The organism is Actinomadura rubrisoli (genome assembly GCF_004349215.1).
GTDB lineage: Bacteria > Actinomycetota > Actinomycetes > Streptosporangiales > Streptosporangiaceae > Spirillospora > Spirillospora rubrisoli.
Map to the genome: position 1 here is coordinate 23,408 of NZ_SMKU01000030.1, position 22,242 is coordinate 45,649.

General features: G+C 70.1%; 16 protein-coding genes. 8 read left to right on the forward strand and 8 right to left on the reverse strand.

Going from position 1 to position 22,242, the window contains the following annotated elements; all coding sequences use genetic code 11:
• Positions 1-115: 115 nt before the first annotated feature.
• Positions 116-3,763: a CHAT domain-containing protein gene (locus E1298_RS09260; RefSeq protein ID WP_165975378.1), complete on the forward strand. Its 3,648-nt coding sequence runs from the start codon at positions 116-118 to the stop codon at positions 3,761-3,763.
• 39 nt (positions 3,764-3,802) lie between these two features.
• Here E1298_RS09260 and E1298_RS09265 read toward each other — a convergent pair whose 3' ends face one another.
• Entirely contained in the window at positions 3,803-6,028 is a 2,226-nt protein-coding gene (locus E1298_RS09265) for an MMPL family transporter (RefSeq protein WP_131891156.1), read from the reverse strand.
• A gap of 183 nt (positions 6,029-6,211) precedes the next feature.
• On the opposite strand from E1298_RS09265, the gene E1298_RS09270 reads away from it, so the two are divergent.
• Positions 6,212-6,940, forward strand: coding sequence for a TetR/AcrR family transcriptional regulator (locus E1298_RS09270; protein ID WP_131891158.1), 729 nt, complete (start codon positions 6,212-6,214; stop codon positions 6,938-6,940).
• 56 nt (positions 6,941-6,996) lie between these two features.
• On the opposite strand, the gene E1298_RS09275 is transcribed toward E1298_RS09270, so the two are convergent.
• The 5 genes from E1298_RS09275 to E1298_RS09295 all read right to left on the reverse strand — a co-directional run bounded on the left by E1298_RS09275 (position 6,997) and on the right by E1298_RS09295 (position 10,990).
• Positions 6,997-7,812, reverse strand: coding sequence for an alpha/beta fold hydrolase (locus E1298_RS09275; protein ID WP_131891161.1), 816 nt, complete (start codon positions 7,810-7,812; stop codon positions 6,997-6,999).
• Positions 7,813-7,870: 58 nt separating this feature from the next.
• Positions 7,871-8,128, reverse strand: a complete 258-nt coding sequence (locus E1298_RS09280; RefSeq protein WP_243725473.1) for a hypothetical protein — start codon at positions 8,126-8,128, stop codon at positions 7,871-7,873.
• A gap of 172 nt (positions 8,129-8,300) precedes the next feature.
• Positions 8,301-8,546, reverse strand: coding sequence for a hypothetical protein (locus E1298_RS09285; protein ID WP_131891167.1), 246 nt, complete (start codon positions 8,544-8,546; stop codon positions 8,301-8,303).
• A gap of 65 nt (positions 8,547-8,611) precedes the next feature.
• Positions 8,612-9,712: an NAD(P)-dependent alcohol dehydrogenase gene (locus E1298_RS09290; protein WP_131891197.1), complete on the reverse strand. Its 1,101-nt coding sequence runs from the start codon at positions 9,710-9,712 to the stop codon at positions 8,612-8,614.
• A 114-nt stretch (positions 9,713-9,826) separates the two neighbouring features.
• Positions 9,827-10,990: an FAD-dependent oxidoreductase gene (locus tag E1298_RS09295; protein WP_131891170.1), complete on the reverse strand. Its 1,164-nt coding sequence runs from the start codon at positions 10,988-10,990 to the stop codon at positions 9,827-9,829.
• Between the two features lie 215 nt (positions 10,991-11,205).
• Between E1298_RS09295 and E1298_RS09300 the strand changes: the two genes are divergently transcribed.
• Entirely contained in the window at positions 11,206-11,541 is a 336-nt protein-coding gene (locus tag E1298_RS09300) for a CU044_2847 family protein (protein WP_131891173.1), read from the forward strand.
• The gene (locus E1298_RS09305; RefSeq protein WP_131891176.1) at positions 11,492-15,661 is read left to right on the forward strand and encodes a trypsin-like peptidase domain-containing protein; all 4,170 of its coding nucleotides are present in this window, start codon (positions 11,492-11,494) and stop codon (positions 15,659-15,661) included. Before E1298_RS09300 ends, E1298_RS09305 begins: the two co-directional genes overlap by 50 nt.
• Before the next feature lie 67 nt (positions 15,662-15,728).
• Here E1298_RS09305 and E1298_RS09310 read toward each other — a convergent pair whose 3' ends face one another.
• Together E1298_RS09310 and E1298_RS09315 are read right to left on the reverse strand one after the other, a co-directional pair.
• Positions 15,729-16,610 carry an NmrA family NAD(P)-binding protein gene (locus tag E1298_RS09310; protein ID WP_131891179.1) on the reverse strand — a complete coding sequence of 294 codons (882 nt, stop codon included), beginning with the start codon at positions 16,608-16,610 and terminating at the stop codon, positions 15,729-15,731.
• 95 nt (positions 16,611-16,705) lie between these two features.
• Positions 16,706-17,209: a DinB family protein gene (locus tag E1298_RS09315; protein ID WP_341770604.1), complete on the reverse strand. Its 504-nt coding sequence runs from the start codon at positions 17,207-17,209 to the stop codon at positions 16,706-16,708.
• 151 nt (positions 17,210-17,360) lie between these two features.
• On the opposite strand from E1298_RS09315, the gene E1298_RS09320 reads away from it, so the two are divergent.
• The 4 genes from E1298_RS09320 to E1298_RS09335 all read left to right on the forward strand — a co-directional run.
• Positions 17,361-18,392 carry a medium chain dehydrogenase/reductase family protein gene (locus E1298_RS09320; RefSeq protein ID WP_131891182.1) on the forward strand — a complete coding sequence of 344 codons (1,032 nt, stop codon included), beginning with the start codon at positions 17,361-17,363 and terminating at the stop codon, positions 18,390-18,392.
• Between the two features lie 391 nt (positions 18,393-18,783).
• Entirely contained in the window at positions 18,784-19,347 is a 564-nt protein-coding gene (locus E1298_RS09325; RefSeq protein WP_131891185.1) for a hypothetical protein, read from the forward strand.
• Positions 19,344-21,824 (forward strand): Hsp70 family protein, encoded by a 2,481-nt coding sequence (locus E1298_RS09330; RefSeq protein ID WP_131891188.1) that lies wholly within the window; start codon positions 19,344-19,346, stop codon positions 21,822-21,824. The genes E1298_RS09325 and E1298_RS09330 overlap by 4 nt, the downstream gene beginning before the upstream one ends.
• Positions 21,824-22,242, forward strand: a 419-nt coding sequence (locus E1298_RS09335) for a hypothetical protein (protein WP_207944525.1), incomplete at its 3' end; no start/stop codon positions are given. The genes E1298_RS09330 and E1298_RS09335, both read left to right, overlap by 1 nt.

A 22,242-nucleotide genomic window follows, 5' to 3' on the forward strand; every position in this document is an offset into this window, starting at 1 on the left:
TGGCGGAAAAGGGCCGGACTCGATGGATCATCAAGATCGAAATGTACAGTTCGCCGCTACTTGGGAGTCCTTGCGTGCCCGCTTGGAACGATGCGAGTCGGGAGATTGGGACGCGGTGTCCGGCGAGGAGGTGGACGCGGAGATCCGGACCTTGCTGATCTGCAGTTCCGACCTGGCCACCGACGTCAGTGCGCGACAGATCGCAGGGCTCGTCTTCTGGATGCGTTGCCGGGCACTGGGAGAGGGGCAGGGAGAGATCGAGGGCGCGATTGCGGGCACGCTACTCGTCATAGTCTGGGCCGCTGATGAGAGCACTGTTCCGGAGGAGCTGGCGGCCGGTTACCGAACGGATCTGCGGCCAGAGGACGTGACCGCAGACGGTCCGGATCTTTGGCACGCCCACGTGGAACCGCGGGTGGAGGAGTTCCAACGTACGGGGCAGCGGCTTAACTTGAGTATAGCGCTTGCACACAGTTACCTCGCGGTGATGGCCACTCCTGAGTCACACCCGAGGTTCCGCGACCGGTTGGCGGACTACGCCTGCGTGCTGTTCGAGGCGGCCCGCGCCTACAGTGACACCTCTTTTCTGGAACGCGCGATCACCGTGGTCTCGGAGGCGCTGCGGCGCACCGCGGACGACGATCCGGCATGGGCGCCGCTGACGGGCAATCTCAGCCTGATGCTGAATACGCGCTTTGACGTGGCCGGAGATCCCGGTGATCAGGAGGCTGGAGCCCGCCTGGCACGCGATGTGCTGGAACGGACGGGCGAAAGGCCACCGGAAAGTACCCGGTACACCAGTGAGTTCGCCGAAGGGACGCTTCCCTGGCGACAACTGCGCGCCAGGGCAATCGATCACGATCAATTCGTTGACCTGTTCCGCGAGGCAGCCACAGATGATGATCTGGAAGAGTCCGCCCACGGCGCTCTCCAACTCGGCCGAGCACTGCTTGAACGCTTTGACTTCAAGGGCCACGTCCAGGATCTGAACGAGGCGATCAACGTGCTGCGCCAGGCGCTCGCCGAACCGTCCGCCGATCCCGGGCGACGCGCGATCATCCTCGCCGACCTCGGAAGGGCGCTCCACCTGCGCTGCGTTCGGCTGAAGCGTCCCGAGGACGGTGAGGAGTCCGTGGGGCTGTTGCGGGAGGCGCACGAGAGCACGCCGGAGATCGCCGCAGGGACCGCAATGGTTCGGATGTACCTCGCTTTGTCGCTGCGTGGCCGGTTCACCAGGACCGCGCGGGTGGCGGATCTGCAAGAGGCGGTGAGTCTCGCCCGCCGGGCCGCCGACGCGGTCTCCGCTCAGGACTCCCGGCGCCCTTTCACGGCCAACATGCTGGGGTTCGTCCTGCTCGAAGCCCACGTGCACAACGTGGGAGGCGAAGATGAGCTATTGGAGCATGCCATTGCCGCTTTTCGGGAGTCCGTCGACCGGACGCCGGAGGGTGATCGTGCCCTGGAGCAGCGGCTGATCAACCTTGCCAGCGCGCTGACGCACCGTTTCCTCCAAGGCCAGGACAGCACCGACCTGGCACAGGCCCAGCAGTGTCGACGGCGTGCCGTCGAGATCGGAGCAGGGGGCTACCAAGGAGAGGCGGCCCAGGCCAGGCGGATGAGCGTACTCGGAATCGGGCTCATGCGTCAGGCTGATCACGCCGGCGACACCGTCCTCATGGATGAGGCTATTGAGCTGCTACGTCAGGCTCTTCTCCGCACCCCCGATGACGACCCGGCGCAGTCCCACCGACGCCTGAACCTCGCCTGCTGCCTGCTCAACAGTCCTCCTCTCCTCGGCCTCCCCGGCAGAATTGATGAGGCCATCGAGCTGCTGGAATCTGCTTTGCGCATGTTGCCGGAAAGTGCGGCGGACAGGGGCCGCTATCTCAGCGTGCTCGGCAGCGCAAAGATCGGCCGGGCGTCCACCCGCATCCGTCCTCGGATACGGCAGCGTGCCCTGGAGGAGGCTGTGGCGATCTTCGAGGAAGCCGTGCGGGCCACCCCGGCCGCGCATCTCAATCTCCCGACGCGGCTCTGGAACCTTGGGTCCGCCCTGCTCGAACGTCACCGTCTCACCCGGGATTCTGCTGACCTGACTGAGGCCGCCCGGATGTACCGCCGGGCCGCGGAACTGCCGAGCGCGACGCCCTCCACCCGAGCCGAGGCCGCCCGCGCGTGGGGGCAGGCGTGCGCCGAGCTCGGAGACTGGACCCAGGCCCTGCGGGGCTTCACTTTGGCCGTGGAGCAATTGCCCGCGATCGCGCCGCGCAGCCTGCTTCGCAACGATCAGGAGCACTGGCTCAGCGGCTTCGGGGGCCTGGCCGCCGAGGCCGCCGCCTGCGCCGTGCAGACCGGCGATCCCGCTCTGGCGGCGCGTCTCCTGGAACAGGGACGCGGGGTCCTGCTGGCACAGACATTCGACACGCGCAGCGACCTGACAGTCCTGCGCCGGCGAGCTCCCGACCTCGCCGACCATTTCGAACGACTGCGCGATGCCCTCGACACCGTAGGCAGCGAGCTGGAACCGGAGAGCGAAGCCGGAGCTGCGGCCGGCGCGGATCACCGCAACGCGCTGGCCGCCGAATGGGACGCACTGCTCGTCCGCATCCGAGCCCTGCCCGGAATGGACGGCTTCCTGTACCCACCCGGAGACCTTGAGCTGCGGGCCGGCGCCGCCGACGGACCCGTGGTCCTGGTGAACGTCACCTCCTACCGCAGCGACGCGCTCGCGATCACACCGGACCGGATCCGCGTCATCCCGCTCCCGGCACTCACCCCTGCGATGGCCACCAAACTGTCAGAACGCTTCGCTAAGGCACTGCGCACTCTGAACGCACCGAACGGCGCCACGCAGCGACAGGCCACCGGAGCACAGAATGCGATCCAGGGAGTGCTCGCCCAGCTTTGGGACATCGTCGTCGAACCCGTCCTGGACGAACTGGGCCTGTGCACAGCACCGGCCGAAGGACAGGTGTGGCCACGCGTGTGGTGGTCACCCGGCGCGCCCCTGTCCACCCTGCCCCTGCACGCCGCCGGACACCAAGGCGATCACACTCGCACCGACACCCCCAACGTCCTCGACCGAGTCGTGTCCTCCTACACGCCGATAGTCCGGGCCCTGCTGCACGCTCGCACGCAGGCAGGCGCCCAGGTCACAGCCCGGCCGCGACTCCTTGTCATCGCGGTGCCGGAGGCGGAGGGCGCCGCGCCTCTGGCCGCGGCGCAGCGCGAAGTAAGATCCATCACCAAGCTCGTACCGGAGTCAACGATCCGCACAGGGCCCGCAGCCACCTACGACACAGTGGTCACCGACTTGCCCGGCCACGCGTTCGTGCACTTCGCCTGCCACGCGATCGCCGACACCGACCACCCATCACGCAGCCGCCTGATACTGCACGACCACCGGAACCGGCCGCTGACCGTGCCCGACATCGCCCGGCTCCGGCTGAACGGGGCGCGGCTGGCCTACCTGTCGGCATGCAGCACCCACCGCACCAGCCCAGAACTGGCCGACGAATCCATCCACATAGTCAGCGCCTTTCAACTCGCCGGCTACGCCCACGTCGTCGGCTCCTTGTGGGAGATGGACGACACGGCGGCGGCCCGAACCGCACGCGGCGTCTATCAGCGGCTGCGGAAGCGACCAGGAACCCTCGACGAAGCGAGCACGGCCATTGCGCTCCACGAAACCGTTCGCGAAATGCGCCACGCCTTTCCGCACGCGCCCAGCCTGTGGGCCGGCCTGATCCACGCAGGCGCCTGACATCCGGATGACGCGGCCCGGGCGGAAGGTCCCGCCTGGTTACGGTGCGTTCTTCGCGTACGGCGGCTGCGGCGCGGACCCCGGCGCGGCCGCAGGGGCGGGGCCGCCTTCGGTGAGGCCGTAGCGGCCGTGGAGTTCGCGCAGGACGCGGGGCGCGTACCAGGCCGAGCGGCCGAGCAGGCGCATCGCGGCGGGGACGAGGACGCCGCGCACGGCGATGGCGTCGATGAGGATGGCCAGCCCGGTGCCCAGGCCGAACATCTGCATGAAGCTGATCTTCGCCGTCCCGAACGCGAAGAAGCTCACCGCGAGCAGGCAGGCCGCCGCGCTGACGATGCGCCCGGTGTGGCCGAGGCCGTCGACCACGGCGGACTCGTTGTCCTCGCCCTGGTCGTGGAGTTCCTTAATGCGGCTGGTGACGAACACCTCGTAGTCCATCGAGAGGCCGAAGGCGATGCAGAACATCAGCACGGTCATCGACGCCTCCATCGGCTGCGCCGTGACGCCGAGCAGGGGGGACAGGTGGCCGTCCTGGAAGATCCACGTCATGACGCCGAGGGTCGCCCCCAGGCTGAGCATGTTGAGGACCAGCGCGCGCAGCGGCTGGACGACGCTGCCGGTGAACAGGAACAGCAGGAGGAAGGTGGTGAGGGCGACCAGGCCCAGCGCGATCGGGAGGCGGCCGCTGATGGAGTCCTTGGAGTCGACCAGTTCGGCACCGGTCCCGCCCACCAGGGGACGCGACCCGGCGGGCGGTGCGACCGCCCTGACCTCCTTGACCAGGCTCTGGGCGTCCTCCGACCGCGGTGCCAGGGCGCTCACCACGTTGATCCGCTGCGCGTCGGCGCGGCTGAGGGCGGGGTCGCCGGCCGCCGTGGACCGTCCGCCCGCGTAGGTTCCCGTCCCGGCCTCGACGCGGACGACGCCCTTGAGCCCGGAGAGCCTGGCCGCGTACGAGTCCAGTGGCGCCCTGCTCACGGGCTTGTCGATGACGACGCGGATGGCCGCGTCGTCGTTGCCGCTGAACTTCTCCCGCAGCACCGAGGTGACCTGGCGGCTCTCGGCGCCGTCCGGCAGGACGCGCTCGTCCGGCGTGCCGAGGGTGATCCCTAGGAGCGGGCTCGCCGCCAGCAGCAACACCGCGAGCACGGGCAGCGCGGTGAGCGCGGGCCGCCGCATGACGGTGTGGGCCAGCCGTCCCCACAGGGGCGCCCGGGCCTCGGCGTGCGCCCGCTTCGCCCACGGAAGCCGTCCGCTGTTGACCCGGTGCCCCAGGACGGCGAACAGGGCAGGCATCACGAACAGGGTGCCGAGGGCGGCGATGGCGACGACGCCGACCCCGGCATAGCCGAACGAGCGGAGGAAGTACTGCGGGAACACCAGGAGCGCCGACAGCGCGACGGCCACCGTCGCGGCGGAGAACGCGACCGTACGGCCCGCGGTGAGCACCGTCCGGCGGACGGCGTCCTCCACGCTCGCGCCCGTCGCGAGCTGCTCCCTGAACCGGCTGATCATCAGCAGGGCGTAGTCGATGCCCAGCCCGAGGCCCAGGGCCGTGGTCAGGTTGGTCGCGGTGACGGCGACGTCGGTGGCGCCGCCGAGGACGGTGAGTTCGGCGAACGTACCGGTGATCGCGATGGTCCCGATGACCAGCGGCAGCAGGGCCGCGACCACGCTGCCGAAGACGAGCAGGAGCAGCACGAGGGTCAGCGGCACGGCGATGGCCTCGGCCAGGAGGAGGTCCTTGGGCACCTGCGCCGACATGTCGTTGCCGATGGCGGCGCCGCCTCCGGCCCGGACGCCGAGCCCGCCCTTGTCCGCTCCGGTGTACTCGTCGATGACGCTCTTGGCGTTCTTCGCCCGATGCGTGTCGTCGCCCTTCACATGGGCGAGCACCATGGCTTCGTGGCCGTCCTTGGAGCGCAGGATCGGGCTGCCCGCGTCCCAGTACGAGACCACGTTCTCCAGGTTCTGATCGCTCTTGAGGCCGGCCACCAGGGCCTGGCCGCTCCGCCGGACGGCAGGGGCGTCGATGCGGCCGCCGGGGGCGCGGACCAGCAGGACCAGGTTCGTCTCCCCGCCGAACTTCTCCTCGATGGCCTTCTGGGCCCGGCTGGAGTGGGAGGCCGGGTCGTCGTAGCCGCCCTCCTTGAGCTTGCCGAACGCTCCCGCGCCGACGACACCCATGACGACCACCGCCACGAAGGCGAGGACGAGTACCAGCCGGGACCGGCGGATCGCCAGCTCGGCTATGCGTGCGAACACGGACAGTCTCCTTTGGGAACGGCATGAAGCAGCCGGGGGGTCGGCAGGGAGGGGTCGGCGCGGTGCTCCGCGGATGCTCTTCGCAGGTGCGGTGTCGCACTCTTCATCGCCGTGCACGACGCTAGCGGGGAGACAGAAAATTTGGCAGTGTTAGATTTTCCTAACACGATGGATGGTCGCCGCATGCTCGCAGACGAACACCTCACGGCCCCGCCCTCGCTGCGCCAGCGGCGCCGGGCCGCCGCCGCCCAGGAGATCCTGGACGCGGCCGAACGACACATCACCGAGCACGGGCCGCACGCCCTGTCCCTGCGAGCGGTCGCCCGGAGCCTCGGAATGACCGTCCAGGCGCTCTACCACTACTTCCCGAACCGGGATGCCCTCGTCACGGCGCTCATCACCAAGGCGTACGACGACCTGGCCGACGCCGTGCAAGCCGCCGTCGACACCCCGGCGGACGATCCGGACACGCCGCGCCTGGTGGCCGCGGCCGAGGGCTACCGCCGATGGGCCATCGCCCATCCCGAGCGATTCCAGCTCCTCTACGGATCGCCCCTGCGGCACTACGCGGCCCCCGCCGATGGCCCGACCACCCAGGCGCTCCGCCGCATGAGCGCCATCTTCGAGCGCGAGATGTTCGACGGGTTCACCACGGCACAACTCGCCGCGGCCGACGCCCCGCTCTCGTCCTCACTCCGGGCGCACCTGGAGCGCCTGCCACCGGAGGGCCTGGGCCTACTGCCGCCCCCCGCGGTCTCTCTCCTCATGAGCGCGTGGGGGCACATGCACGGGCTCGTCGTCCTGGAGGTGTTCGGGCACACCTCGTTCATCGGTGACCATCAGGCCGAGATCTTCCACTCGGCGATGCGGGGGATGCTCAAGGACGTCCACAGCCGGATCCCCGCCGCCTGACCGGCGACGCCGCACCGGCGCTCACCGGCGCGCCGGGGCCGGCCGCTGTCGGCGCCTCAGCTTGCGGTGAGCCAGGCGCGGATCTCGTCCATGAGCGGGACGGGCGCGTCGTGCTGCATCAGGTGACCGGCGTCGTCGATCAGCGACAGCGTGGCGCCGGGGATCAGGCTCCGCAGCCGCCGGGCGATGCCGGTGGGGATCCAGGCGTCGCGGGCGCCCCACAGGATCCTCACCGGGATGTCCATGCCGCCCAGCCGCCGCTCGTTCTCTTCGAGGAACCGCTCGTCGTAGTCGGCGATCTGCCGGTAGAAGGCGGGCTGGCCGTCCTCCCCGGTCCAGGGCCGTACGAGGGCGTCCAGATCGTCGTCGCGCAGGCCGCGGTGGCTCGCGCCCTGGATGTAGGCGCGCACGATGGCGGTGTGGATGTAGCCCGGGAGCTGTCCCAGCAGGTCGGGGTGGTCTTGGACGAACTTGAAGAAGGGTGAGCCGCTGGGCGGGATGGCGACGACGTCGACGAGCATCAGCGACGCGTAGCCGACGTCCAGGCTCAGATGCGCGCGCAGGGACACGGCGCCGCCGAAGTCGTGGGCGACCACGTGCGGCCGGTCCAGGCCCCAATGCGTGAGCAGCGCCGCGAACGCGTCAGCCTGCACGCCGAAGTCGACGCGATGCTCGGCATGCTTGGAGGACAGGCCGTAACCGGGCATGTCCCAGAGGTGGACGGTGAAGTCGCGGCTCAGTGCCTCGGCGAACGGCTCCCACAGCAGCGAAGAGAACGGCGTGCCGTGACAGAACACCACGGCCGGACCGGCGCCCGCACGTCCCCAGGCGATCTGCCGTCCACCCCACTCGAACCGCTCCGTCAACTCCATGATCTCAACCCTACGGCGCTCCCGTTCGGGGGCGACCATGGCGCCGCCCGGACGGCCGCTACTCCACCCCCAGGGCCTTGGCGATGGCCTTCGCGGTGGACTCGATGATGTTGGGCACGTAGAACACCACGCCGATCGCGATCGCCAGCACGATGAACTGGGCGAACCGCGTGATCTCCCGGGTGAACAGGAAGAAGATCGCCACGATCGACACGATGACCAGGAAGACCGGGCCGAAGAAGTCGCGCAGGAACCTCGCCAGCCCGTCGGTGTCCGGGGGGTCGCCCGGCGATGGCGATGGTGTGGGCGCCAGCATGGCCGCCCTGACGACGAGAGCGTTGGCGAAGTTGATCACACCGGTGAACATGTTTGAGCCTTTCCCAATCGCCTGTTCCCTGGGCCACTCTCACACGAACGGGGGCGTTCTCGCTCGCATCACCCAAGCATGTCGTTCTCCGCCCGGCCTCTCCTGACCGTCCATCGAGAGGTCAGCGCTCGATCGAGCCCTGCCGGGCGGACGCCACCCGGGTCTCGGGCCGGTCCCTGGTGCTCACGATGATCCGCTCGCTGACCGTCCAGACGGCCAGGCCGGCCCCGGCGGCGAACCCGGCCGTGAACCGGACCGTGAGATCGCCGCTCACCAGGAACACCAGGCCGAGGGCGGCCGCGCCGAGCAGCACCAGAATCCATCGCGCCCGCACCATCGGATCGTCCCGCCACCGCCGAATCGCCACGTTGCCCTCCTTGTGCGGCCACTAGCCCCATTGTGGGGCCGCAGGCCGACACTTCGCCGAGCGAATCAGCCGGGCATGCGCACGATGGGTTTGATCACCTTGCCCGCGTAGGACGCGTTGAGGGCCTCCTCCACCTCGTCGAAGGCGAACCACGAGACGAGGCGGTCGAACGGGAACCGTCCTTGCCTGTAGAGGTCGACGAGAGCGCCGATGATCTGGTCGCTGCGGCCGCCGCCTCCGAGGACGCCGACGATGCGCTTGCCCCACAGCGTGGTGAGGTGGTCGAGGGAGAACTCGGCTCCGGCCGGGGCACCGCCGATGAGCGCGCAGGTGCCCAGCATGCCGACCGAGTCCGCCGCCTGGCGTACGACGGAGATGATGCCCGTGCACTCCAGGGCGTTGTCGGCCGGTCCGCCGCAGATGTCGTGGACGGCCGCCACGGGATCATCCTGCAAAGCGTCGATGGTGTGCGTGGCGCCCAACTCCCGGGCGAGGGCGAGCCGGGAGGAGACCGGGTCGACGGCGACGATCGTGGTCGCGCCGCTGTTGCGGGCCGCCATGATCGCGGCGAGGCCCACCGAACCCGTCCCGTAGACGACCAGGCTGGAGCCGGCCTCGGGACGCAGCGTGGTGAGCACCGCGCCCGCGCCGGTCGACATCCCGCAGGCCAGCGGCCCGAGCAACTCCAGTGGAACATCGGCGGGCACGGTCACCAGACTGCGCGCCTGGGACAAGGCGAACGTCGCGAAGGACGACTGCCCGAAGAAGTGGCCGTGCAGGACCGAACCATCGGCACGGCGCAGCGCGGACGGTCGGCCTCCGGGCCGGACGCCGCTGACCAGCAACTCCCCCAGCCGGGCGCAGTAGCGGGGCTCACCGGCCAGGCAGTTGCGGCACTCGCCGCACCACGGCCACCCCATGACGACGCGGTCGCCTTCGCCCACCGAGGCCACCCCGGGACCGACCGCGGCCACGGTGCCCGCACCCTCGTGCCCGAGCACGCCAGGGGCCGGGAAAGGCAGGTCACCGTGGCGGGCGAGGCCGTCGGTGTGGCAGATGCCGGTGGCCGCCACGCGGATGAGCACCTCGCCGGGCCCGGGTTCGTCGATCTCGACGTCCTCCACATGGAAGGGACCGTCCCGCGTGTCGAAGACGGCGGCTTGCATGCGCACGACGACCTCCGGGGCACGGCGATGAGCAGACCTGTCCGCCCCAAGCCTTGTGTCAGGAGCCACACGGACGAAGCGGAAGCTTCCGCCCGGCGGAAGGACTGTTCGGTGTCACTCGGTCGGCAGGCCGGCCGCGGAGAGGTGATGCGCCACCCGGAACCGCTCCGGGGCCGCCCGCTCACCGGATGCCGCCTCGGCGATGATCCGGCCGAGGAGTGGCGCGAACTTGGCGCCGTGCCCCGAGCAGGGCGAAGCGACGGTGATCCCGTCCACACCGTCGATCACGAAGTCCTCCGTGGGGGTGTTGGTGAACAGACAGGTCGTCTCGGCGTACGGCTCGGGAACGACACCGGGCAGGGTCTGCCGGACGTACGCGATGATCCGTTCACGGTTGGCCGGGTCGATCCCACCACTCTGCGCGGCCGCGCTCCGGATCGGCCGCCCGCCGTTGTACTCGGCCACTTTCTGACCGGCCCGGCCGTCCGGCAGGACGGCGTCGCGCCCGCCGGGCAGGCCATAGACCAGCATGGTCGGGTTCTTGTGGATGAACGTCGGCCACGGTTCCTCCGCGTCGCGGTAGGGGAAGTGGTAGGCGTTCTCCTGCATCACCTGGAGCGGGGGGAAGGCGGCGAGGAACTCCCCCGGCAGCGCGAGATCGCCGAGCAGATCGGGCAGCCAGCCGCCGGCGGTCACGATGACCTTTTCGGCTTCCTCGGTACGCCCGTCCGAGCTCACCACCCGGTGACCGGCGCCCGCTCGCTCGACCGAGGCCACCGGCCAGCCGGTCTCGACCCTGGCGCCGTCGGCCCGCGCCAGCCGCAGCATGGCCAGCACCGCGCCCTCCGCGTCGATCACGCCCGCGGCGGGGTGCCACAGCACTCCGGCGTCGCCTTCGCCGAAGCTGAACCGAGGCCAGCGCGCGGCCGCCTCGGCGGCGGTCAGCAGCTCGTGGTCGACGCCGACCTTCTCGAACACAGCGGCCAGCACCGCCGGGGCCCGCTCCGCGCCGAAGTCGAGCGAGCCCGTCGGGCTGATGAGCCGCTCGCCGGCCAGGCGCTCCAACTCGTCCCATTCGGCCCGTGAGTCCACGACGAGCCGGGTGTAGAACGCGTCGGGGTAGCCGTACCGGAAGATCCGCGCGGATCCGTGCGAGCTGCCCTGGTCGTTGGCCGGCGTGGAGCGCTCCAGCACGGTCACCTCGTGACCGCGCCGCGCGAGCTGCCACGCGGTCGCGGCCCCGGCAAGCCCGGCCCCGACGACGACATACGTACTCACTACGGCTCCCCCCTCCCGACATCGTTCCCGGGCAGCAGGTCACCCCGGCCCCCGTGATCGGAATCTACCTGCCCGTCCAGAATCCACGAGACGTCGGCCAACGGCACCCAGGCCGTCTTTGGCGGGTGAGAGCTGGAAATGAGTACCGCTTCACGAGTATCGTAAGTTGCCCGGGATCGGGGACTTGGGAAGGTGTGAGGGCTCTGGCTGAATTCGTGCGCTACAATCTTGAGGACGGGTCAGAGGTCGTCTTCGAGACCACCGAGCATTCGCTCGTCAGCCAGCGGGGCGGTCAACCCAAGACGGTCGATGGCGGTGAGCTCGAACAGCGCATCGCACCGATCGCTCAGACCGCGGAGGCCATATCTCGCGGTTTGCGGGAAAAGCTGAGCCCTGACGAAATTGAACTGAGCCTGGGCGTTAAGGTCTCCGGCAAGGTGAACTGGTGGTTCATTGCCAGCAGCGCGGGCGAAGCGGCGATTACCGTCACCTTGCGGTGGAATGCCTCATCCGGTGGTGCCGAGCCTGCCGCGGGAACGACGGGTCCGTGACGTGGGCGGACTAGACCGAGCCGCGTCAGCGGTCTGTGCCGTGTACGTCGGTGGAGAGCGAACCGGTTCTGGCGTGCTCGTCGCTGACGGTCTCGTACTCACCGCGGCGCATACGCTCACCGTCGCTTCTCCCGATGACGGGCCCATCACCGTTCGTTTTCTTGAAGAGCCCGATGACCCTCCGGTATCGGCACAGCGAGCCGATGTCGACGACCAAGGCGCGGCCGCAAAGCTGGACGTGGCTCTGCTGCGGCTTGAATCCACCCCCGGGCCGGCCCTCCCTGTTCCCATAGAACTATGGCCCGCGCTACGTTGTCCGACGGACGTTCACGTATTCGGCTATCCGCTTGACGAAGGCCCGAACCCGCATGGCATCTGGCGCCGACTTCGGGTCGCCGGGCCGGTGCGCGGCGGAATGGTACAGCTCGATTGGAACGTCGTCGGTACATTGATCGGACATAGCGGCGGTCCGGTCTGCGATTCCTCGGGCTTGATGGTGGGAATCCTGGTAGCGGGCTCGGAGCAGGGCCGTTTCGATCGCATGGTTCCCGTGCAGGAGATTCGACGCGCATGGTCCGGTCTGCCGCGGCCGTGGCTGATGGCCGGCGAGAACGCCCGGGGACATTTCGTCCAACGAGCCGCCGGTCAGCGGAGCGCGGCGCGAGGCGGTGACCTGTTCCGAGGACGGGTCGCCGCGCTCCACAAGATTCAGAGCTGGCTCCGCGCCGACGTCTGCCCTGGAGTCCCCCTGGTGGTCACGGCCCAGCCAGGGGCCGGCAAGTCGGCCGTCGTGGCCCGGGTGGCGGTCATCGCCGAACAGACCGGCGAGAACCCTGGCGTGGCATTCCACGCGCGCGGCGCGCGTGAAGCCGACCTCACCGATGCCATCTCCGCCGCGTGCAGGGCTGACGCTCCAGAGTCCGCGTCGTGGAAGGAACTGGTCCAAGACCTCGCGGACCGAAGCCCCGCCCGACCGCTCGTCATCATTGTGGACGCCCTCGACGAGGCAGTCGAACAAGACATTCCGGAGATCCGGGCCGTCCTACGTGACCTTGCCCGTCTCGACTGGATCAGAGTCATCGTGGCCACCCGAGAGCTGAGGACGAGCGATCCGTACCTCCCCGGGGGCCATCTCCACGGTCTCGGCGTCACGCGAGGGCCGGACAGCCAGAACGTGGTCGACCTCGACTCCGACCGGTATTTCGAGCCGGAGGATCTGCGTGCCTATGCGTCGGCGCTGCTCACGCAGACGGATTTCGCCAAGCCGGGGCCGGCGGGAGCCGCGTGGGAGACCTATCGTCAGGCCACATCCCAGTGCACCAGGCTCGCCGGCGAGATAGCGAAGCGTGCGGGCCGCAACTATCTGGTCGCCGGCATGGCCGCGTTCCAGCTCGCTGAGGATCCGGTCGCCCTCGATGCCCGCTCGCCTGATTTCGATTCCAGCGAGCTGCCCAGCGGAGTGGGTGAGGCTCTCGCCAAACATCTGGAGCGCCTTTCGGTGACCGCGCAACGCCAGCAGAGGGCGTTGCTGACCGCATTGGCCTATGGCCGGGGCTCAGGTCTCGACGACCATCGATGGCTGCGCTTCGCGAAGGCTCTCGGGTATGAGGCGACCATGGCGGAGCTGGATGTGCTCCGCGAGAGCGCGGCCGTGGACTATCTGCTTGAGACGGCCGTTGAAACGGAGGGTACGCAAGTCACCCGCCTGTTCCATCAGGCACTCGTCGACGAGCTGCTCGCCGGCCGGAACGTTCGCCGTGACGAGAGCCGCCTCCTTGAGTTGTTGCGGTCGGAATCGGCCGACGGCGGCTGGCTGGCCGCCTCGCGTTACGCCCGGCACCACGCTCCCGACCACGCGGCACGCGCGGGGACCCTGCCGAACTTGCTGGCCGAGCCCGATTTCCTCGTGGGCATGGCACCCGGCGCGATGCGCTCGGCCGTACGGAGCCTGACCGTGGCGACTCGGGCCGCCCCCGGAGCAATCTATGACCTGTCGGTTCCCTTCATGGAGGACGATCCGGGCCTCAATTCCGCGATCCTGCAAATGGTCTGCTCTGTCCAGGGAAACGAGAACTTGGCCGGTCGCCTCGCCGACCTCGCCCTTGATTGCCCATGGCGGGCCGCCGTGCGGCTGCGTCCGCTCGACACCGCGCTGGCGCGGTTCGAGGGCCACGCCGACCAGGTTTGGAGTGCCACGGTCCTGTCCTGGCCGGGGATGGACCACCACGTGCTCGTCACGACCTCGGAGGACGGGACGGCGCAGGTTTGGGACCCGTTGCGTCCCGAGAGCGAATTCGCCCGTTTTGGCCGCCACACCGGACCCGTTCAGCGCGCAGCCACCTTGCCCTGGCCGGACATGAGTTACCCGGCGGTGGTGACCACCTCGGCCGATGGGACGGCGCGCGTCTGGGATCCGCTCGAACCCGACGCCGAACTCGCGCGCTTCGACGGCCACACCGGCCCGGTCTCCAACGTAACCGCCCTGACCTGGCCAGGCTTGGACCGTCCTGTCCTCGTCACCACCTCGGCCGACGGGACGGCACGCGTCTGGGACCCCCTCGAACCCGACGCCGAACTCGCACGTTTCGACGGCCACGCCGGAGCCGTCTGGGGAGTGGCCACCTTGGCTTGGCCCGGCTTGGACCATCCGGTAGTCGCAACGACTTCGGCCGATGGGACGGCGCGTGTCTGGAACCCGCTCGAACCCGAGGTCGAACTCGCACGCTTCCAAGGCCACACCGGCCCGGTCTCCAACGTAACCACCCTGACCTGGCCAGGCTTGGACCGTCCTGTCCTCGTCACCACCTCGGCCGACACGGCCGATGGGACGGCACGCGTCTGGGATCCCCTCGAACCCGGCGCCGAACTCGCACGCTTCCAAGGCCACAGCGCTCAGGTTCGAGGCATCGCCGCCCTCACTTGGCCCGGCTTGGACCACCCGGTGGTCGTGACGGCCTCGACGGATGGAACGGCACGCGTCTGGGACCCTCTCAAACCTGATGCCGAACTCGCGCGTTTCGACGGCCACACGGGAGCCGTTTGGGGAGTGGCCACCATGGCCTGGCCCGGCCTGGATCACTCTGTGGTCGTTTCTGCCTCGGAGGACGGCACTGCACGCGTCTGGGATCCTCGGGGACCTGATGCCGAACCAGCCCCGTTCGACGGCCACGCTGGTCCTGTAGAAGGACTGGCCACCTTGCCTTGGCCTGGGTTGGAACATTTCGCCGTTGTGACCACGTCGGTCGATAGGACAGCACGCGTCTGGGATCCGCTCCATCCCGACGTCGAACTCGCACGCTTCGAAGCCCACACCGCCCAGATCAGACACGCGACCGCCTTGGCCTGGCCTGGGTTGGACCATCCTGTTGTCGTGACCACGTCGGCCGATAGGACGGCACGCGTCTGGGATCCGCTCAATCCCCATGCCGAACTCGCGCGTTTCGACGGCCATACCGAACGGGTCCAGGCAATCACCACAATGGCGTGGCCCGATCTCGACCACCACGTGATCGCCACCGCATCACACGACAGGACGGCACGCGTCTGGGATCCGCTCAATCCCGACGTCGAACTCGCGCGTTTCGACGGCCATGGCGAACGGGTTCAGGGGATCACCACATTGCCCTGGCCCGACCTCAACCATTCGGCCATCGTCACCACGTCATTCGACGCGACCGCCCGAGTGTGGGATCCCCTTCGGCCCAACGCCGAGCTCGCACGCTTCGACGCCCACACCGGGCCGGTCCGGGCCGTGCTCACCTTGCCGTGGCCGGGCCTGGACCATCCCGTTGTCGTCACCACTTCAGACGATGGGACGGCCCGGATCTGGGACCCCCTTCGGCCCAACGTCGAGCTGGGATGTTTCGACGCCCATTCCGGTCGCGTCTGGGGCGCGACGACCCTCACGTGGCCAGGTCTGGAGCATCCGGCCGTCATCACGACATCGGCGGACGCCACCGCTCGTGTCTGGGACCCCCGACGCCCCGATACCGAGCTGGCGAGGGTCTCCCTCATCAGCACCGGCTATGCGGTCGTCGTCGTTGCCCCGCTGACAGCCGTCGTGTCGACCAGCCGCGGGTTCATCGTCGTCAGCCTGAAACCAACCCCCAGGGCCACCTGATCGAGAGGTTGCCGCCCCTGCTGTGGATCTGATGACCCTCTGCTCACAGTGCGCCCGGCTGGGCGTGTCAGGGGTGAGTGGCGAGGATCGGGCGTAGGTGGGTGTAGGCCCAACCGGCGAGGGTGGTCGGGGTGGTGGTGATCAGGTCGCGTGGTTGCTCGGGTGTGAGGTCGCGTGTTCCGGCGGTCATGCCGACGATTCCTTCCACGGCGTTGGGGGGAAGGCCGGCCGAGCGCAGCGCGGCGCGGACGTCGTCGTCGCTCACGAGTTGCAGACGGATCGGTCGGCCCAGCGCTTCGGTGAGGGTTCGCGCGACCTGTTCGTAGGTGAGGTCCTCGGGCCCGTGGACGGCCTGCACCGTGCGGCCCCGCCACTCGTCGCTGAGGAGCCGGACGGCGACGACCTCGCCGATGTCACGCGGGTCGAGCCAGGGCATGGGGCGGTCGGGCGCGTCGGAGGTCGTCAGCACGCCGCGTTCCAGCCCGTCGAGATCGTGCAGCAGGTTGGTGAAGAAGTAGCTGCAGCGGAGGTGGAGCACGTCGGCGCCGGTCGCGTCGAGCAGTTCCTCGATCCGGCCGAGGCCGTCGATGTTCCCGGCTCCGTGGCGCTTCTCGGCGCCGATGCTGCTCAGCAGCACGACCCGCGCGATGTCGCCGGCCCGTGCCGCGTCCGCGAGGGGGACGGCGGTCCGTTCCGAGGTCTCGATCGGATCCTCGGCCGAGTGGGGGGTCGGGTCGACCCAGAAGACCGTCCGCGCGCCCGCCACCGCCTTGCGGACGTACGCCGGGTCGGTCAGGTCGCCGCGCCGCACGTCCACGCGGGCGCGGGTCGCGGCGTCCAGGCGTGCCGGGTCGCGGATCAGGACGCGCGGCCGGACGCCCGCCTGGAGCAGCAACCGGACCACGCGGGATCCGACATGTCCGGTCGGGGTGGTGACGGCGATGGTCATCTGGGTGCCTCCTCGTGTCGCCCCTGCTCGTCCTCCCCGAACGGGCGACGCCCGAACACTCTCCGCACATGAGGGGACCCCGGGCGCCGGGGTGTTTACTCTCCGGTGGTTCCGTCGATGCGCTCGCGGAGCAGGTCGGCGTGGCCGTTGTGCCGCGCGTACTCCTCGATCATGTGGTTGAGGATCCAGCGAAGCGAGACGTCCTCGCCGCGGTGGCGCCCTGTGATGTCGAGGGACGCGGCGGCGCGGACGATGTCGCGAGACCGTGCGCACTCCTCGGCCCACGCGGAGAACGCCTCACCAGGGTCAGCCGTGTCGGTCTGGAAGTCGAGGTCATCGCCGGGCCGCTGCTTCCAGCGGTAGGAGACGTCCTCGCCGCTCAGCCTGATCCGGAACCAGACCCGCTCGACCTCGGCCATGTGCCGGACCAGTCCGAGCAGTGACAAGGCCGACGGCGGCACGGCCCTCCGCTTGAGTTGCTCGGTGGTCAGCCCCGCGCACTTCATGGCCAGGGTCTCTCGCTGGAACCGCAGGAATCCGGCCAGCATGGTGCGCTCTGCGGCTACCAGCGGCGGGTCGGTCCTGCCTTGATCGTCCACCGGTTCATCGTGCCATGGCGCGGCGATGCGCGCGCAGACGCCGACTGGTTGTTGGTTAGAGGATATCACGATCGCTATTGACTCTCGTTGCGTTGTGTTATAGCTTCTAACAAGCACGAGAGCTAATAACGCAAGTGTGATGGAGGTCGTCATGAACAGCGAAGGACTTGTCGAGGTCGTCCTGCCGGGGAAGGTCGAGCCGGAAGGGCTGGAGATCAGGCACGGAGAGGTCCCCGCCGCGGGCCCGGGGCAGGTCGTGATCCGGATGGAGGCGACCGGTGTCTCCTTCGCCGAGCAGCAGATGCGCCGCGGCCGGTACTTCGACCAGCCCGCGTTCCCGTTCGTGCCCGGCTACGACCTGGTCGGCACGGTGCTGGCCGCCGGCGAGGGCGCCGAGCCCGGCCTGGCGGGCACCCGGGTCGCCGCGCTGGTCAAGGTCGGCGGCTGGGCCACCCACGTGCTCGTCGACGCGGCGGACGTGGTGCCGGTCCCGGACGGGATCGGCGCGGCCGAGGCGGAGACCCTCGTCGTCAACGGAATCACCGCCTGGCAGATGCTGCACCGCAAGGCCCGCGTCCGCGCCGGGCAGACCGTCCTGGTGCACGGCGCCAACGGCGGCGTCGGCTCGGTCCTGGTCCAGCTCGCCCGCGCTGCGGGCGTGAAGGTCATCGGCACGGCCTCCGCCCGCCATCACGGCGCCCTGCGGGACCAGGGCGTCGTCCCGGTCGACTACCGCACCGAGGACGTCGCCGCGCGGGTCCGCGAACTGGCCCCGGGCGGGGTGGACGCCGTCTTCGACCACATCGGCGGCCGCAGCGTCGTCGGCTCCTGGCGCCTCCTGGCCCCCGGCGGCACGCTCGTCTCCTACGGCAGCGCCTCCACCCGCGACGACGAAGGGTCCAAGCAGTGGCCCGTCCTCAAGCTGCTCGGCCGGGTCTGGGTGTGGAACGCCCTGCCCAACCGGCGCCGCGCCTACTTCTTCAACGCCTGGGCCGGACGGGCCCTGGCCAAGAACCGGTTCCGCGCCAGGCTGCGCACCGACCTCACCCAGGTCTTCGCCGCCCTGCAGCGCGGTGACATCACCCCCAAGATCGCCGCCGAGCTGCCGCTCGCCCGCGTCGCCGACGCCCTGCGGCTGGCCGAGTCCGGGACCGTCGCCGGGAAGGTCGTCCTGACGCCGTAGCGCACGGCGCCGCGCACACGCGCGGCGCGGGACGGCAGCGGGCACGGCCTCCCACAGTCGGTCCGGGACCGGTCCCGCCGGGCCGTGTCTAAATTCACCGCATGGCTCCCGAACTGTCGCGGCGGGAATCGTCGACCGGAGCACGGCTCGCGCGCAGGGCCGTGTCCCGGCCGCCCGTCGCCGGAGACGGCGATGGATCAGCGCGCGGGGGGCTGATCGTTCGGGCGCGTCCATGTCGGCCGTCTCCAGCGGAGGCCCGGCGGCCGGGGGTATCCCGGAGCCGGACGGTCCGCCGGTGACGGCCGCGGTACCCAGGGAAGGGGCGGTAGTCCGTCGTGCACCGCGTCAGCCGAACCGGCGCCTCCACATGCGGACGGACGGGGGTCCGGCCGTGAGGAAGCGACGAGCCGCCGAGGTCAGGGCCACCCTGCGCCAGTGGCGGTGGCCCCGGGAGTTCCGGATCCGCCCGGCACCATGGCCGGACGACATCCTGTCCGCGTTCGCCGGCCTGTCCGCGCCGGACGCCGTTCGCCTCGATGAGCCTGGGCAGGCCCCCGGCCCGCGGGCCGCGGCGAGCGGAGACGTACCGGGCCTGTCCGGACGGTCCTTGGCGGACGTGGCGACCTCCGTCTGGCGGCTGCGTGTCCGGATGGCCGGACTCCCCGAGGGGATGCGCTCCACCACCCGCCATGTCGAGAAGGCGTGGGACACCCTCGCGGAGGCCGGAGTCGAGATCAAGGACCACCTCAACGCGCCCTTCGACTCGGGGCTGAGCATCAGCGTCGTCGCGTTCCAGCCCACGCCGGGACTCGAACGCGAGCGCGTGATCGAGACCATCCGGCCGAGCGTCTACCTCGGCGACCAGCGGATCCAGATGGCCGAGGTCATCGTGGGCACTCCGGACTCCACCGACGGAACACGGCCGCGACCAGGAGCGAGGGAACAGCGTCAATGACCAGGACCACGATCGATTTCGGGATCGACCTTGGGACGACGAACAGCGCTATCGCCGTCCTCAACGGCGTGGACGCCAAGGTCTTCAAGAACATCGACGGCAGTGAGACGACCCCCTCGGCGGTGCGGGTCGACCAGCGGAACCGGTTGTACGTCGGCCGCGAGGCCAAGGAGCGCAGCGAGCAGGACCCGGAGAACACCAGCGTCGAGTTCAAGCTCCGGATGGGCACGGCCGGCGGGCCCAAGGTCTTCAAGGACGCCGGGCGGTCGATGGGGCCCGAGCAGCTGTCCGCCGAGGTCCTGAAGTCGCTGAAGCGCGACGTCGAGAGCGTCGGGGACGAGGTCGCCGCCGCCGTCATCACCGTCCCGGCGGCCTTCGAGCTGAGCGCGTGCGAGGCGACGAAGCGGGCCGCCGAGCTGGCGGGCCTGGCGCAGGCGCCGCTGCTGCAGGAACCCACGGCGGCGGCGCTGGCCTACGGGTTCCAGTCCGAGGCCGACAACGTCTTCTGGCTCGTCTACGACTTCGGCGGCGGGACGTTCGACGCGGCCGTGGTCAACATGCGCGACGGCGAGTTCAACGTCGTCAACCACCGGGGCGACAACCTCCTGGGCGGCAAGCGCATCGACTGGCAGATCGTCGAGACGCTCCTCATGCCGGCGGCGGTGGAGCGGCACGGCTTCTCCGACTTCCGCCGGGGCAACCCCCGGTGGGCGGCCGCCGTCAACACGCTCAAGCTCGCCGCCGAGGCGGCCAAGATCCAGCTCTCGCGCCGGGACTCGGTCGACATCGACGTCGTGCTGGTGGACGCCGAGGAGCGGCGCTACGAGTTCGACTTCGACCTTCGGCGCCGGGACGTCGAGCGGATCGCCGAGCCGTACATCGCGCAGTCGGTGGACCTGTGCCGCAAGGCGCTGAACGAGAGCGGGCTCGGGCCGGACGACATCGAGAAGGTCCTGCTGGTCGGCGGGACCACGCTCTCGCCGTACCTGCGGGAGCGCATCGCCGACCCGCGCGAGGGGCTGGGCATCGCGCTCGACCAGAGCCAGGACCCGCTGACCGTCGTCGCCAAGGGTGCCGCGATCTTCGCCGGGTCCAAGCGGCTGGAGGCCGGGCCCGCGCTCACCACGCCGTCCCCCGGCGTGTACGCGATCGAGCTGGAGTACAGCCCGACCGGGCCGGAGACCGAGCCGTTCGTCGGCGGAAGGGTGTCGGGCGAGGACACGGCGGGGCTGGCGATCGAGTTCGTCAACGCCGAGGCCAAGCCGCCGTGGCGCAGCGGCCGCATCCCGCTGTCCGCCAAGGGGACCTTCACCGCCACGCTCTGGGCCGAGAAGGGCCGCAGGAACACCTTCCTCATCGAGCTGACCGACCAGTCCGGGGCCGTACTGCGGCTGAGCCAGGACCGCATCGACTACACCGTCGGCACCATCGAGACCCAGCCGCTGCTCCAGCAGACGATCGGCATCGGGCTCGACGACAACAGGTTCCTGCCACTCGTCGCGCGCAACACCCCGCTCCCGACGCGGCAGCACACCACGCTGCGCACGACGGTCGCGGTCAGCCGGGGCACCGGGGAGGGGATGATCCGCATCCCCGTCCTGGAGGGCGAGCACCCCCGCGCCGACCGCAACCTCCGGATCGGCCGCCTGGAGGTCGATTCGGAGCAGGTACGGCGGGACGTGCCCGAGGGCAGCGAGGTCGACTTCACCTTCGTGGTGGACGAGTCGCGCCTGGTGGTGGCGCGGGCCTACGTGCCGATCCTGGACGAGGAGTTCGAGCACGCCATCAACATGCAGACCGAGACCGTTCCCGAGCATGCCGACCTGGTGCGGGACGCTCAGGCCGAGAAGCACCGGCTGGAGACCGCGCGCCGCCGGCTCATCGAGATCGGCGACGCGCGGGCCTCGGAGCTGCTGGCCCGGATCGACCGCGACCAGCTGGTGCGGGACCTGGACTCGAAGGTGCAGGCCGCGCGCGCCGACACCACCGAGGCCACCGAGTGCGGCAGGCTCATCCTCATCGTGCGGGCGGCGGTGGACGACCTGGAGGACGCGCTCGAATGGCCCGCGCTGGTCAGGGAGTCGCAGGACGTGCTGGACGCCGTCCAGGACCTCGTGCGGGCCAAGGGGAACGACGACCACCGGCGGTCGCTGTCCACCGCCGAGGCGTCGGTCCGGGCGGCCCGCGCCTCGCACGACGCGGCGCTGCTGCGGCAGCGGATCGACGACCTGCGCAGCCTGGCGGTGCGGGTCCTGGACGAGTCGGGCGACCTGCCGTTCCTGATCTTCGAGGAGCTGCGCTCCCTCCAGTCGGAGATGCGCGACCCCGCTGAGGCCCGGCAGCTCATCGCCGCCGGTCAGCGGGCGGCGGCCGCCGGCGACACCGGCACGCTGCGCGACATCAACGGCGTCCTCGGCGACCTGCTGCCGGCGTCCCGCCCGGGCATCGACCCCCTCAGCACGGTGCGGAGGGTGTGATGGGCGAGCAGGCCCCGCTGCTTCTCGCGACGCGCGAGCTGGCGCTGGCGCAGGCGCGCACGCTGGCCCGGCGCGGCCGCTACGCCGAGGCCGAGGCGATCCTCTCCGATGTCCGGCGCGACATCGCCCCGAGCGTCCCGCTGCTCGACCTGCTGGCGCGTGTCCGCGCCCAGCAGGGCCGGCTGGACGAGGCCGACGCGGCCTGGGCCGAGGCCGAGCGCCTCGCCCCGGGAACCAGGGAGATCGCCGAGGGCCGCCGGCGCGTCGCGAAGGCGCGCGTCCGCCGGACGACCCGCGCCGCCTGGCCCTACCTGGTCGCGGTGCCGGCGGTCGTGCTCGTCGCCGTCGCCCTCCTCGTCCTGGACTCCGGGGAGGACGACGATCCGCCGCCGCCCCCGCAGCGTGCGGCCCCCGCGCC

Coding starts and splice junctions, on each gene's coding strand:
- E1298_RS09270 (WP_131891158.1), top strand. CDS start 6,212: ATGCTCGCAGACGAACACCTCACGGCCCCGCCCTCGCTGCGCCAGCGG.
- E1298_RS09275 (WP_131891161.1), bottom strand. CDS start 7,812: ATGGAGTTGACGGAGCGGTTCGAGTGGGGTGGACGGCAGATCGCCTGG.
- E1298_RS09280 (WP_243725473.1), bottom strand. CDS start 8,128: ATGCTGGCGCCCACACCATCGCCATCGCCGGGCGACCCCCCGGACACC.
- E1298_RS09290 (WP_131891197.1), bottom strand. CDS start 9,712: ATGCAAGCCGCCGTCTTCGACACGCGGGACGGTCCCTTCCATGTGGAG.
- E1298_RS09305 (WP_131891176.1), top strand. CDS start 11,492: ATGCCTCATCCGGTGGTGCCGAGCCTGCCGCGGGAACGACGGGTCCGT.
- E1298_RS09310 (WP_131891179.1), bottom strand. CDS start 16,610: ATGACCATCGCCGTCACCACCCCGACCGGACATGTCGGATCCCGCGTG.
- E1298_RS09320 (WP_131891182.1), top strand. CDS start 17,361: ATGAACAGCGAAGGACTTGTCGAGGTCGTCCTGCCGGGGAAGGTCGAG.
- E1298_RS09330 (WP_131891188.1), top strand. CDS start 19,344: ATGACCAGGACCACGATCGATTTCGGGATCGACCTTGGGACGACGAAC.